The sequence below is a fragment of the Streptomyces sp. NPDC054883 genome (genome assembly GCF_053610645.1).
In genome coordinates, this window is the sequence record NZ_JBSGYT010000012.1 from 145,369 (window position 1) to 160,045 (window position 14,677).

The 14,677-nt window shown below is 71.6% G+C and carries 4 protein-coding genes; all 4 read left to right on the forward strand.

All coding sequences use genetic code 11. The features are described from left to right. Positions 1-13: 13 nt before the first annotated feature. The 4 genes from ACWGH1_RS12265 to ACWGH1_RS12280 are packed head-to-tail and all read left to right on the forward strand — an operon-like array spanning position 14 to position 14,608. The gene (locus ACWGH1_RS12265; RefSeq protein ID WP_453408661.1) at positions 14-6,724 is read left to right on the forward strand and encodes an amino acid adenylation domain-containing protein; all 6,711 of its coding nucleotides are present in this window, start codon (positions 14-16) and stop codon (positions 6,722-6,724) included. A gap of 36 nt (positions 6,725-6,760) precedes the next feature. Further along, the gene (locus ACWGH1_RS12270; RefSeq protein ID WP_453353874.1) at positions 6,761-10,933 is read left to right on the forward strand and encodes an amino acid adenylation domain-containing protein; all 4,173 of its coding nucleotides are present in this window, start codon (positions 6,761-6,763) and stop codon (positions 10,931-10,933) included. After that, positions 10,930-12,201 (forward strand): MDR family MFS transporter, encoded by a 1,272-nt coding sequence (locus tag ACWGH1_RS12275; protein ID WP_453353875.1) that lies wholly within the window; start codon positions 10,930-10,932, stop codon positions 12,199-12,201. The genes ACWGH1_RS12270 and ACWGH1_RS12275 overlap by 4 nt, the downstream gene beginning before the upstream one ends. Continuing rightward, positions 12,188-14,608: a penicillin acylase family protein gene (locus tag ACWGH1_RS12280; protein WP_453353876.1), complete on the forward strand. Its 2,421-nt coding sequence runs from the start codon at positions 12,188-12,190 to the stop codon at positions 14,606-14,608. Before ACWGH1_RS12275 ends, ACWGH1_RS12280 begins: the two co-directional genes overlap by 14 nt. Positions 14,609-14,677: the final 69 nt, after the last annotated feature.

The following is a 14,677-nucleotide window of genomic DNA, read 5'->3' on the forward strand; positions in this document are numbered from 1 at the left end:
CAGGAGTTGAACGATGCAGGAACATGACGTGCCGGCGGGATCGCTTGCGGGCGTGGGCAACCTCGTGGACGGATTCGCGGACGCGGTGCGCGCCTTCCCCACACGTGACGCCGTGCGCTGCGGCGCACGGACCCTCACCTACCGGCAGCTCGACGACCGGGTGAACGTCCTGGCGGCCGCCGTCAACCGGACCACCGACGACCCGTCCCGCCCGGTGGGCGTCCTGCTGGAGCGGTCCGTGGACATGGTGGCGGCCGCCCTTGCGGCGCTGCGCACGGGGTCGTCCTACGTGCCACTGGACCCGTCGACGCCCGGGGCCCGGCTGGAGCTGATCCTCGGCGACGCCGACCCGTCCGTGGTCATCACCTCCCGGGCCCTGGCCGACTCGCTTCCCGAAGGGGTTCCGGTGGTGCTGGTGGACGACGCGCTGCCCGCCCCCGGGCAGGAGCTCCCGGCGGCCGAGGTCGGGGCCGACACCCGGGCGTACATCATCTTCACCTCGGGTACCACCGGCCGGCCCAAGGGCGTCCAGGTCTCCCACGGCAACGTACTGCGGCTGTTCTCCGCCACCGAAGACCTCTTCGGCTTCGGTCCGGAGGACGTGTGGTCCCTGTTCCACTCGTTCGCCTTCGACTTCTCCGTCTGGGAGATGTGGGGCGCCCTGCTGTACGGCGGTTGTGTGGTCGTCGTGGAACAGGACGTGGCGAAGGACCCGAGGGCCTTCCGGGAGCTGCTGAAGCGCGAGCGCGTCACCATGCTCAGCCAGACCCCCACCGCGTTCAACCAGCTCGCCGTCGAGGACGCCGGGCACGCGGACCGGCTGTCGCTGCGCCGGGTGGTCTTCGGCGGCGAGGCGCTGCACTTCTCGGACCTGAAGCGCTGGGTCGGCCGCTACGGCGACGACGCCCCGCAGCTGATCAACATGTACGGCATCACCGAGACGACGGTGCACGCTTCCTTCCGCCGCGTCCGGGAGGCGGACCTCTCCCAGGGCAGGTCCCTGATCGGCCGGCCCCTGCCCGACCTCGGCTTCGTACTCGTCGACGACGCCCTCCGAGAGGTGCCCGCCGGCGAGGTCGGCGAGATCGTGGTCACCGGACCCGGCGTGACCCTCGGATACCTGGGCCGTCCCGACCTCACCAGGGAGCGGTTCGTCGAACTCCCCGGCCACCAGGGGCTCGGCTACCGGTCGGGTGACCTCGCCCGGGTCACCGAGACGGGGGAGTACGAGTACCAGGGGCGCGCCGACGACCAGGTCAAGATCCGCGGATTCCGCATCGAACTCGGCGAGATCCAGTCGGTGCTCGGCCGTGTCGCCGGCATCAGCCGGGCCGCCGTCGTCGTCACCCGCCCGCAAGCCCAGGCCGGTCCCGTCGTCAAGGAGCGCGCGGTCTCGGCCAGGATCACCAACGTCCGGGACCTGGTCCGGGGAGGGGCCCGCGACCACCGCGCCGCCGAAGCGGGTCCGCGGATCGTCGCCTACATCGTGCGCGAGGACGGCTTCGACGCGGCCGAGCTGTTCGCCACGATGCGCGAGCTCCTCCCGCACTACATGATCCCGGCCTTCGTAGTGCCCGTTGACGGCATACCCATGAACCACAACGGCAAGGTCGACCGCAAAGCGCTGCCGGAGGCCACCGCCGCGAACTGCCTGCGCGAGCCCGCTGCCGCCGCCCCGGCAGGATCCGCGGAGGGCTCCGACGACGCCCGCGTCATCATCGAGGTCTTCGAGAACATCCTCGGGATCACCGGTGTCACCGAGAACGACTCGTTCTTCAGCATCGGCGGCGACTCCATCCTGGCGCTCCGGCTCCGCTCCCAGGCCCTCAAGAAGGGCATGACCCTCGAACTCCGCGACATCTACGCCCTGCAGACCCCCCTCGCCCTCGCCGAGGTCGCCGTACGCGAGCAGGCACAGGAGGCCGCGGCGAGCGTCGAGCCCTTCAGCCTGATCGGCGCCGAGGACCGCGCGAGGATCTCGACCGAGGACGTCGTCGACGCCTACCCGGTGGGCACCCTCCAGGCCGGCCTGCTGTTCCACAGCGCCTACGAGACCGACGTGAACATGTACTGCGACATCTTCATGTTCCGGCTCCGGGCCGCCTACGACCACCAGGCCATGGAACGCGCCGTGGCCCGGGCCGTCGCCCGCCACGAGATCCTGCGCACCAGCTTCGACTTCAACGGCTACTCGGAGCCCCTCCAACTGGTCCATGCCCGGGCCGCCACCCACGTGACCGCGCACGACCTGCGCCACCTCTCCACCCCGGAGCAGGAGGCCGCGCTCGAAGCCTGGCAGCTCGCGGACCGCGAGACCGGCTACGACTGGGCGAAGCCCCCGCTCATGAGGTTCACCGTCCACGAGCTCGCGGACGAGGAGTTCATGTTCTCCATGAGCTTCCACGACGCCCTGCTGGACGGCTGGAGCGAGTCCTCCCTGATCACCGAGATCCTCGCGGACTACTGGGCCCTGCGCGGCGGCGCCGCCAAGGACCCCGCCCCGCAGCCCGTACGCCGTTACGCCGACTACATCGCCCTGGAACGGGAGGCGCTCGCCGACCAGGAGATCAAGGACTTCTGGAGCCGGGAGCTCGACGAGACCAGCCCGACCCTGCTGCCCCGGCTCGTCGAGGGCCCCGAGGACCGCCACGAGTCGACCATGGGCTTCCTCAGCGTCGACATCGACCCCGCGCTGTCCGAAACGCTGGACGAGATCGCCCGGAACCACAACGTGACCCTCAAGCACGTCCTGCTGGCCGCCCATGCCAGGGTCGTGTCCTTCCTCACCGGCAAGAGCGAGGTCGTCCTCGGCGTCGAGTCCAACGGCCGCTCCGAGCAGGAGGGCGGCGCCGACGTGATGGGCGTCCACCTCAACGTGGTCCCGTACAAGCTGCGCGGTGACCAGCCGACCTGGAGCGAGTTGATCTCCGCCGCGTTCGACAAGGAGCAGCGGCTCCTGCCCGTCCGCCGCTTCCCCTACGCCGAACTCCAGCGGCACCTCAACGTACGCGAACTGACGGACATCAGTTTCAACTACACCCACTTCCACAGCTACGAGGAGCTGGCCTCGGCCACCGCTCTCGAGGTCCTGGACGCCAAGGCCTACATCCAGACCCACTTCACGCTGCGCACCGAGTTCAACAAGGACCCCTTCACCAAGCTGCTGTCCCTCGACCTCGAGGCCAACATGCAGCGGATGACCGATGAGCAGCTGCGCCTGGTCGGCGAGGTCTACCGCAACGCGCTCACCCACCTGGCCGCCGATCCGGGTTCCGCGCCCGACCGGCGCCTGCTGTTCGGCGAGGACCAGTGGAGCCGGCTGCTCGACGGGTACGGAGAGCCCGCCCGGGAGCTGTCGGCGGACGGGTTCTTCCAGGTGTTCGACGAGACCGTCGCCGCCCATCCCGACCGGATCGCCGCCGAGTGCGGCGCACTCGGCATCACCTACCGGCGGCTCGCCGAACGGGCCGCACGCCTGGCCACCCGGCTCGGTGAACTGGGTGTCCGCCAGGGCACGGTCGTGGGACTGGTCGCCGAGCGCACGGTCGACTACCTGGCGGCGACCCTGGCCGTCATGCGAACCGGCGCCGTCTACCTGCCGCTGCCCACCGGCCCCGTGGCGCGCGTCGCGAGCATGCTCAAGAGCAGCGGCGCGCAGCTGCTCCTGTGCGACGACGGCACCCGCGGGGCCGCGCAGGACGCCGCGGACGGCACGGTGCCCGTCCTGGAACTGGCCGGGTTGCTGGAGTCCGCCCGGGGCTGCGCGCCGTACACCGGCCCGATACCGGGCGGCCGCGACGACGCCTACATCATCTTCACCTCGGGCTCGACAGGAGAGCCCAAGGGGGCACTGCTGCGCCACGACGGCATGCTCAACCACATCCAGGCGAAGCTGGACACCCTGGAGATGGGCCCCGGGGACCGGATCTCCCAGGACGCCGCAGCCACCTTCGACATCTCCGTCTGGCAGATGCTCGCGCCGCTCGCCGTCGGCGCGACCGCGGTGATCTACCCGGACGCCGTCAGCCAGGACCCGTCGCGGCTCCTGCGGTCGGTGGCCGCGGACGGCATCACCGTGCTGGAGGTCTCCCCGTCGGTGCTGAGCGTGTTCAGTGCGGAGCTGGCCCACTACGGGCGCGAACGGTTCGAGCCGTTCGCCCTGCGGTGGGTGGTCTCCAGCGGTGAGACCCTCACCCCCAAGTGCGCCAACGCCTTCCGCAGGCAGCTGCCCGAGGTACGGCTGCTCAACATGTGGGGAGCCACGGAGGTCTCCGACGACTGCACGCACTACGAGCTCGTCGGCGCCGCCGACGAGCGCGCCGCCTCGGTCCAGGTCGGCCGGCCGATCAGGAACGCCAAGGTGTACGTCCTCGACGACAGCCGCCAGCCGGTGCCGGTCGGCACCCCGGGCGAGCTGTACGTCGGCGGTCTGTGCGTCGGCGCCGGTTACGTCAACAACGCCGGGCGCACCGCCGCCGCTTTCGTACCCGACCCCTTCGCGGATTCCCCCGACGTCCTCGCCTACCGCACCGGTGACCGGGGCCGGCAGCTGGCCGACGGCGGCTTCGAGTTCCTCGGCCGCATCGACACCCAGCTCAAGGTGCGCGGCCACCGCGTCGAACTCGGCGAGGTCCAGCGCGCCATGGCCTCCGTAGAGGCCTTGCAGGAAAGCGTCGTCACGGTCCGGGCCGACGGCGAACACGGCAAGCAGCTCGTCGGGTTCTATGTCCCGCGGGCGGTGGAGGCCTCCCGGTCGGCGGGGGACACCCTCCTGCGGGTGGAGGTGTCGCCGCTCGAACTCCGCGACGAGCTGGCCCGGCTCCTTCCGCGCTACGCCGTACCCGACCACCTGGTCCGCCTCGACGAGCTGCCGCGTACCCCGCACGGCAAGGTGGACACCAAGGCCCTCGCGGCATGGGACGTCACCGACACGGATACGGCCCCCGAGGACGACAGCGAGCCCCCGACGCCGGCCGAGGCCGCGGTGATCGACGTCTGGGCCTCGGTCCTGCGCACCGCGCACCGTCCGGTCCCGCTGTCCAACTTCTTCGCGCTGGGCGGCCACTCCCTGCACGCGACCCAGGTCATGGCGCGGCTGCGCGACCGCTTCGACGTGGACCTGCCGCTGCGCCTGCTGTTCGAGAACCCGACCCCCAGGGCCCTGGCCGCGAAGATCGGGGAACACGCCGCGGCTCCTGCGGGCGGTGCCGCGGAGGGTACGCGCATCCCGCGCGCCGAGGACCGGGAGCGGGAGTTCCCGCTCGCCCTCAACCAGTCCAGCCTCTGGTTCCTGAACCAGGTTGACCCCCTGGACCGTTCCTACGAGAACACCACCCTGCTGCACCTGTCCGGCGACCTCGACGTCGAAGCGCTCCGCGGCGCCGTCGACACCCTGGTGGAACGCCACGACATCCTCTCCGTGCGGTTCGGCAGCCGCGAGGGCGTCCCGTACCAGCGTCGGCGCGAGGAGCCCGGGGTACGCCTGGAGGTCGTGGACGCCTCGGCGGAGAACCTGACCGAGCCGGCGGCGATGAAGGCCTACGTGCGGGAGCAGGCCGGCCGGTTGCGCTTCGATCTGGAGCACGGACCGCTGGTGGTGGCCCGCCTGTACCGGTTCGCACCCACCGAGTACGTCCTGCAGTGGAGCAGCCACCACGTGGTGTCGGACGGCTGGTCCACCGACGTGGCCATCCGTGAGATCACCGAGGTCTACCTCGCCCGCCGCCAGGGCCGCGAGCCCCGCCTGCCGGAGCTGTCCGTCCAGTACGGCGACTACGCCCTGTGGCAGCAGGAGCAGCCGGCCGCGGCCGCCACCGCGGAAGCCGGTTTCTGGCGCACCTACCTGGACGGCTACCAGGGCAACATCGCCCTGATCACCGACCGGGAGCGCACCGAGGACCGCAGCCGGGCCGCCGCCCACCGGGTGAAGGACTGGGACGCCCGTACGATCCGGCGCGTGCACGAATTCGCCGGGGCGCGGGGGGTCACCCCGTTCATGGTGTTCCACACGGCCACCGCCGCCGTGCTCTCGCGCTTCGCCCAGCAGCAGGACCTGGTGATCGGCTCCGCAGTCGCCGGACGAGACGTCCCGGAAACGGCGAACCTCATCGGCTACTTCGCCGACACCCTGCCCTTCCGCTACCGGGTGGATCCGGCGGCCACCGGCACACAGCTCCTCGGATCTGTCGCGTCGAGCGCGCTCGGGGCCCTGGAACACCGGCGGCTGCCGTTCCAGGAGATCGTCCGCGAGTTCGGAGGCGAACGCGTCCCCGGAGTGTCGCCCCTGGTGCAGGTGCTGGTCACCGTGGACAACTTCCCCCTCGACCTGAACGCCCTGCCGGGCATCACCGCAAGCCTGGAGCAGGTCCCTCCGGCGACCGCCCTCTTCGACCTGCTCTTCCGGTTCGTGGAGGACTCCGGGCTGCACCTCACCGTCCAGTACGACACGACCTTGTTCAGCGCCGCCACCATCGACCGGCTCGTCGGCGCGGTCGACAAGGTCCTGCACATCCTCCTGGAGCAGCCGGACAGCGAGCTCGGCGACGCCGTCCTGATCGACGCGGCGGACCTGGCGGCCCTGCGGTCGGTCTGGAGCTCGCTCGGCGGCGCCGAAGTGGACTTCGCACACCAGGCGGCCCTCGTCGTCGAGTCCCCGCTCTGGCCGGATTTCCTCACCCGCGTCGAGGAAGAGGGCCTCCTCTCCGCCCTGCTCCTGACGCTCTGACGTGACCACCAAATCGCTGGTTCGAGAAGGAAACCCATGAACAACACCCGTGCAGACCTTCTGCGCAACCGAGTGGCCCTGCGCAACGCCAACGGTCCCGTCACCCCCGCCGCCGGTCCCGTCACCCCCGCCGCCGGCCGCTCCCTGGCCGGCGCGGCGAGCCTGGTGGAGGCCTTCGCCGACACGGTGGCCTCCTTTCCGGACCGCACCGCCGTGCGCTGCGGCGACCGGTCGCTGACCTACCGGGAGCTGGACGAGCGGGTGAACGCCCTCGCCGCCGCGGTACTGGCGTACGGGCCCGACCGCGCACACCCCGTCGGCGTACTCCTGGAGCGGTCCGAGGACATGGTGGCCGCCGCGGTCGCCGTGCTGCGCACCGGCTCCTCCTACGTGCCGCTGGACCCGGCCACCCCGGCGGCGCGCCTCGCGCTGATCCTCGAAGACGCCGCCCCCTCCGTGGTGATCACGTCCCGGAAGCTGGCGGAGGCGGTGCCCGCGGGCATCGAGGTGGTGTACGCGGACGAGGAGCTCCCCGCGGCCGGGGCCCTCCCGGCGGTCGAGGGCATCGGACGGGACACCCGGGCGTACATCATCTTCACCTCGGGCACCACCGGACGACCCAAGGGCGTCCAGGTGTCACACGACAACGTGCTGCGCCTGTTCTCGGTGTCGGAACCCCTGTACGGCTTCACCCCCGACGACGTGTGGTCCCTCTTCCACACCTTCGCCTTCGACGTATCCGTCTGGGAGATGTGGGGAGCCCTCCTCTACGGCGGCTGCGTCGTCGTGGTCGAGCAGGAGGTCGCCAAGGACCCGCGCGCGCTGTGGGAACTGCTGAGGCGCGAGCGGGTGACGATGATGAGCCAGACCCCCAGCGCCTTCAACCAGCTCATTGCCGAGGACGCCGGACGCCCGGAGAAGCTGCCGCTGCGCCGCGTGGTCCTGGCAGGCGAGGCGTTGCACTTCTCCGACCTCAAGCCGTGGGTCGCCAAGTACGGCGACACGGCGCCCCGGCTGATCAACCAGTACGGGCCCACGGAGACCACGGTCTACGCCTCCTACCGCCGCGTCCGCGCGGCGGACCTCGAACAGCCCCGGTCCCTGATCGGCGGCCCCCTGCCCGACCTGGGCTTCCTGCTGGTCGACGGGGAGTTGCGCGAGGTGCCGGCCGGTGAGGTCGGCGAACTCGTGGTGACCGGCCCCGGGGTCACGCAGGGCTACCTGGGCAGCCCGGAGTTGAACCGCGAACGCTTCGTCACGCTGCCGGGCGGCGCCGGCCGTGGCTACCGCACCGGCGACTTGGTCCAGCGCACCGAGGACGGCGACTACGCCTACCACGGCCGCAAGGACGATCAGGTCAAGATCCGCGGCTACCGGGTGGAACCGGGCGAGGTCGAGGGCGCGTTGCGCGCTCTCGAACCGCTGGCCGAGGCCGCGGTCGTCGCCAGGGACCTGCCGGGGCTCGGAACCAGCCTGGTCGCCTACGTGGTCTGCCGCACGCCCGGGACGACCGCGGTGTCCCTGCGCCGGGAGCTCTCCCGTGCCCTGCCCCCCTACATGCTCCCCGCCGTCTTCGTCGCCCTCGACTCCCTGCCCCTCACCCAGAACGGCAAGCTCGACCGCCGGGCCCTGCCGGACCCGGACCGGGCGACCACCCTCGGCGAGGACCACGCGGCGCCGGACCAGGACCCCGGCGCCGGCACGGACGCCGTCGAGACTGCCATCGCGGGCATGATCGCGGAACTGTTGAAGCTGGAACGCGTCCACCCCGGCACGGGCTTCTTCGCCCTCGGCGGTCATTCGCTGGCCGCCATCACCCTCCTCGCCCGGGTCCGCCGGGAGTTCGGCATCGAGGTGGCGCTGCGCGACTTCCTGCGCGAGCCGACCGCCCGCGCGCTCGCCGGGGCCGTACGGTCGGCCTCGTCCGCCGAACAGCCGGCCCGGCCCGGCGGCGTCACCCTCGCCAAGGCGCCCGCGGACGCCCCCCAGCCGGCCACCGACCCGCAGAAGCGGCTGTACTTCCTCGCCGCGCTCGAACCGGACAGCGGTGCCTACAACCTGCACCAGACCCTCCTGCTCGAGGGCGACCTCGACGTCACCGCCCTCGGCAGGGCGTTCGGCGCCATCGTGGACCGGCACGCCACCCTGCGTACCGTCCTCCGGTACGACGGCACGGACCTGGTCCAGGTCGTCCGCCCGGCCGGCCGGTTCACCCTGCGGGCGGAAGACCTCGGCACGCCCACTGACGAGGCCTGGACACGCGCGGTGGAACGGCTGTCGCAGGAGGAACTGGCGCGCCCCTTCGACCTGGAGCAGGACGACCCGCTGCGCGTCCGCCTGCTGCGCGGCGCCCCCGGGCTGCACGCCCTGCTGATCACCGCGCACCACATCGCCTCCGACGGCTGGTCGAACACCGTGCTCAGCCGTGAACTGGTGCGGCTCTACGCACACTTCAAGCAGCGGCCCGACGCCCCGGACGTGCCGCTCGAACCCCTGGCGATCGAGTACACCGACTACGCGTACAGCATGGACCAGTGGGCCGGCAGCGCCGCGGCCGAACGGGACATCGACTACTGGCAGCAGCGCCTCGCCGGGCTGCCGGCGGTTCACACGCTGCCGCTCGACCGCCCGCGCCCCAGGAACATGACGCACGCGGGCAGCACCTTCGACGAAACCGTGCCGAAGGCGGCCGCCGACGAACTCCGCGCCCTCGGCCTGAGCGCGAACGCCACCCCCTTCGCGCTCCTGCAGACCGCGTTCGCGGTGCTCCTGGCCGGGTACTCCGGCACCGACGACATCGTGATCGGCAGCCCCACCGCCAACCGGCCGCATGCCGAACTCGAAGGCCTGATCGGCATGTTCGTCAACTCTGTGGTACTGCGCACCAAGGTCGACCGAGAGCTCACCTTCCGCGAACTGCTCGGGCAGGTACGCGAACGGACCCTGCACGACCTGGAGCACCAGCACGTCCCCTTCGACCTGCTGGTCAAGCGGCTCAACCCGGAACGCTCCGCCGCCCACTCGCCGCTCTTCCAGATCATGTTCGCCTACCAGAACAACGAGGCGGCCCAACTCGGCCTGGACGGGCTGGACGTCGCTCTGGTGCGCTCGCCGGAGCAGGACGTCCAGACCGACCTGACCCTGGACGTCCTGGAGGCGGACGGCGCCCTCACCCTCCGCTGGCGCTACAACACCGACCTCTTCCTCGACTCCACGGTCCGCCGGATGGCCCGGGACTTCGACCGTCTGCTGCGCACCGTGGTGGACGCCCCGGACACCGGGATAGCCGAACTCACCACCCCCTCCCGTGACGAGCGGAACGAGGCGGCGGGCGACGCCGGCCCGGGGACGCACGGCCTGTTCCCGCTGCGGCAGAACCGCACGGGCGGCACGCCGGTGTTCGCGCTGCCCGGAGTGCTCGGGCTCGGGGCTTCCTACGTCCAGTTGTCCGCGCACTTCAGCGACCGGTCCTTCTACGCCCTGTCCACCAGGGACATCGCGCAGGCCCAGGCGCGCGAGGGCCGGCTCGGCGTCGAGGAGCTCGCACGGGATTGCGCACGCGTCATCGACGAGGCGGCGAACGGCCGTCCGGTCCACCTCGCCGGCCACTCCTACGGCGGAGCCCTCGGCCCGTACGTGGTGGGGGCGCTGCGCCGGCGCGGCGTCCGCGTGGAGAGCCTCGTCGTGCTGGACGCCCTGGCGCCCGCCGCGGTCCAGCGGCAGCTCGCCACCGGGCGCCCCGAACAGCTGCGGGCCTTCCTCGCGACCCTCGCCGCGCTGTTCCCCGGCCTCGCCGCCTCCTACCTGCGCGCCGACCAGGCCGCGCTGTGGGCCACACCGGAGGCCGAACTCCTGGGCAAGGTGGCCGAACTGCTCGGGCCCGATGCCCTCGAACTGCTCGGCGGCGGGCTCCGGGAAACCTTCGAGGTCTTCACCCTCATGTCCTCCCTCACCTGGCCCACTCCGCCATCCGGGCTGCCGCCCGTACTCCTGGTCGAGGCCACCGGCGACGAGGGCCGAACGGCCCGGCCGCCGCGCGAGGGCTGGGAACCGCTCACCGGCGGAAACCTGTCCCGCGAGGCCGTGGCGGCGGGCCACGAGAGCATGCTGCGCCATCCGCACGCCGGCGACACCGCCCGTCTGATGCAACGGTTCTTCCGGCAGCACGACGCCCAGCTCAGCGGCGCCGGTCTGGGGGCGGCCCGATGACGCCGCCCTCCGCCGCCACGCCGCCGCTGGCCAGGCTCCTCGTGGCCGGCTCCGGCATCATGATGCTGGCGAACTCGATCAGCATCCCCTTCCTGGCCGTCTTCCTCCACCAGGAGCTCGGCCTCGCCCCGGGCACGATCGGCTTCGTCATCGGCTCGTCCGTCTTCTTCGCGATCTTCGCCGGACTCGTCGGGGGCTCCCTCTCCGACATCCTCGGACGCACCCCACTGCTCCTGCTGGCCCTGCTCGGCGTGGTCGCGGCCTTCATCGGCTTCTACTTCAGCCACACCCTGCTCTCGGTGTTCCTCTTCAACGCGCTGCTCTCACTGAGCAGCAGCTCGTTCGGACCCGTGGCCAAGGCACTGCTCAGCGATCTGCTGCCGCAGGAACGCCGGGTGAAGTGGTTCTCCTACCAGTACCTTTCCGTCAACATCGGCTTCTCGGTCGGCCCGATGATCGGTGCTCTCACCGGTCTGTCGGGTGGCCGCGAGACCTTCCTGATCGCCGCGGCCGTCTACGTGCTGTACTTCGCCCTGCTGGGTCTGACGGTCACGCTCAGGCCGACGGCCGGACCCGCCCCGACCCGGCAGCCGGCCGACGAGAGCAAACTCTTCGGCCAGGTCCTCAAGGGACTGGGGGACAGCTTCCACGCCCTGGCGACAGACCGGAAACTGCTCTGCCTCATCGTGGCCGGAGTGCTCCTGGAAGCGGTGCACGGCAAGATCTCCGGCATCCTGGCCCAGCACCTCTCCCTCGGGTTCGACGACGGCGTCAAGATCCTCGGCTACCTGCTCACAACCAACGCCGTCACGGTCGTGGTCTTCCAACTGCTCGCCTCGCGCATCGCCCAGAAGCGGGAGCCGGTGCCGTCCATCGTGCTGGGCGGCCTGCTGATGTTCGCCGGGACACTGGGCTTCGGCCTCTCGCACGACCCCTGGCAGTTCATCGCCGCCATGGTGCTCTTCTCCATCGGGGAGACCTTCATCATCCCCGCCGAGTTCGCGATCATCGACCGGATCGCACCCGAGGACCGGCGCGGCAGCTACTTCGGTGCCCAGACGATCGCCCAGCTGGGCGGATTCGTCGGTCCGTTCACCGGTGGCCTGGTCCTCGCCTGGTACGGCGGCACCGTCATGTTCCTCGTCATCGGCAGCTTCGCGCTGCTCAGCGTACTCATCTACCTCGTCGTGGGCCGGCGCATCCCGGGGCTGGCCCGGCACGAGGACGAGACGTGCGAGAAGGAGGCGACCGCCCATGCGCAGGCGTGAGCAGCTCCGCGACAAGGCACTGGGCCTGCTCGCGGCGCCGAGCCGGTGGGCGCACCCCGTGGCCGGCACCCTGGAGACGGACCACATCCTCGCCGGCGCGACCGTCCGCCGTGACGAGCGCGGCATCCCCTGGGTGGAGGCGGACAACGACCGGGACCTCTACTTCGCCGTGGGCTTCGCCCAGGCGACCGACCGCCTGTGGCAGATGGACGTCCTGCGCAGGAGGGCCAAGGGACAGTTGTGCGAGATCTTCGGCAAGGCCGTGCTGCCCGAGGACATCCGCGCCAGGAGACTCGCGCTGGAGCGGGTCGCGGCGGCTTCCGAGGCCCTGCTGAGCCCGGAGCACAAGGCTTGCCTCACCGCGTTCAGCCGCGGCGTGAACGCCGCCGTACGGCGGATGCGGCGGCGCGCTGGCCTCCCGGTGGAGTTCCTGCTGCTGCGCTACGCACCGGCACCATGGACCCCGTTGGATTCCCTGGTGATCGTCAAGCACCTGGGGTTCGACCTCGGGATGAACCTCAAGAACGAGACGTTCCGAGCCCGGCTGACCCGGGAACACCCCGAGCACGCTCCCTCGTTCCTGCACCCGAAGTACCCGGCCGATGGAGCGGTGACCGTCAGGCGGCCCGCCGGGCGCCCGGGCCCGGTGCCCACCCCTGAGCCGGTCGCCGCCACGGCGGCCGTGGGCCCCGAACTCCCCGACGCCCTGCCGCTCCCCTCCAGGGACTGGGTCCAGGGGCTGCTGCGCGGTGAACACTCGATCGGGTCCAACGCCTGGGCGGTGTCCGCAGAACGCTCGGCCACCGGATACCCCTTGCTGGCCAACGACCCCCACGTCCTGTTCACCCAGCCCAGCCTCTGGTACCAGATGGGCCTGAAGGCGACCGGCGCCCGGAGCGGGGACCGCGCCGGAGAGGACACCGCGGAGGGCTACGGAGTCACCGTCCCCGGCCTCCCCGGCCTCATCGCCGGCGCCAACCGCCACCTCGCCTGGGGCATCACCAACTCCACGGTCGACACACAGGACCTGTGCACCCTGGACCCCGCGAGCGGGGAGCAGCGGACCTGGGAGATCGAGAGCACCATCGTCGTACGCGGCGGTGACGACGTGACCGTGCGCGCCGCGGGCGGCGACCGCCACGTCGAGATGGATCCGCCGACCGACGACGACACCGAGCGGTACGGACTCTTCTGGAGCGGTCTCACCCCGTCCACGGAGATCGAAGGCTGTCAGCTGATGTGGCGCGCCCGGAACTACCGCGAATTCCGCGGTGCGCTGCGCGGTTTCGGAGTCCCCGTGCTCAACGTCGTGGTGGCCTGTCAGGACGGCGACATCGCCCTCAAGACGGCGGGACTGGTGCCCGAACGCCGCCCGGGCAGCGGGCTCGCTCCGGCGCCCTTCGCCGAAGTCGCCCGGTCCTGGGAACACTTCCTGCCGTTCGACGCCCTGCCGGAGACCCTCAACCCGGACGAGGGGTACATCGTCTCGGCCAACCACAAGATGGTCCCCGACGACGCCCCCGTCCAGGTCGGTGTCGACTGGGTGGCCCCCTACCGGGCGGAGCGCATCGAGGAGCTGATCGTCGGTGCGGGGCGGGTGACCTCCGACGACTGCGCCCGGTGGCAGGGCGACGAGACCAACGGACGCGCCGTGCGCGTGCTGCCGTCCTTGCTGGAAGCGCTGGGTCGCCGGCCCCCGGTCGAACCCTCCGCCGCGGCCTGCCACGCGTTCCTGAGGGAATGGGACGGCGTCGACTCGCGCGGCCAGGCCGCTCCCCTCGTGTTCTTCCGGCTGATGCAGGTCCTCGCGGAACACTGGGTGACCAGCCGCCTCGGCGCCGACCTGGCGGGCCGTATGCCCGACATCTCCCTCCAGGTCGACCACCTGATCCTCGACGAGGGGGCCAGGGCGCGGCTCGGTGACGAAGCGCCCTTGCCGGACGTCGTCGGCGCGGCCCTCACCGAGGCCGCGCGGCGGATCGCGCTGGAGTGCGGACCGGAACCCGGTCGTTGGCGCTACGACCGGATCCACCGGCTGGCGGACCGCCACCCGCTGGCGAAGGCGGTGCCGGCGCTCGCCGGTCTGTTCGGCGGCACGACCATTCCGGTCGGCGGAAGCGGGCACTCGGTCTTCCTCATGACCCCGGACCGGGACGGGGCCGTGGTGGAGGGCGCCCCCTGGCGCTTCATCGCCGAGCTGGGTGCGGCCGGGCCCAGGCTCCGGGACGTCCTCAGGCACGGCAGTTCAGGACATCCCCGGTCCGTGCACTACGAGGACCAGAGTGCGGTGCACGCCGCCGGCGGGTACTACGACGTGCAGTTCCAGGCCGCGCCGCACGCGCCGGCACCGCGGCTCAGGCTCGTGCCCCGGTCGTGGCCTCGACCCTGGCCCGGACCGCGGAGCTGACCGTGGTGGTGGGGGGGGCCCCCCCCCCCCCGCCGCCCCCGGGCGCCCCCCCCGCGCGCCCCCCCCCCG

What these genes read in the sequence shown, in the direction of transcription:
- ACWGH1_RS12265 (WP_453408661.1), top strand. Translation starts at nt 14, where the DNA reads ATGCAGGAACATGACGTGCCGGCGGGATCGCTTGCGGGCGTGGGCAAC.
- ACWGH1_RS12270 (WP_453353874.1), top strand. Translation starts at nt 6,761, where the DNA reads ATGAACAACACCCGTGCAGACCTTCTGCGCAACCGAGTGGCCCTGCGC.
- ACWGH1_RS12275 (WP_453353875.1), top strand. Translation starts at nt 10,930, where the DNA reads ATGACGCCGCCCTCCGCCGCCACGCCGCCGCTGGCCAGGCTCCTCGTG.
- ACWGH1_RS12280 (WP_453353876.1), top strand. Translation starts at nt 12,188, where the DNA reads ATGCGCAGGCGTGAGCAGCTCCGCGACAAGGCACTGGGCCTGCTCGCG.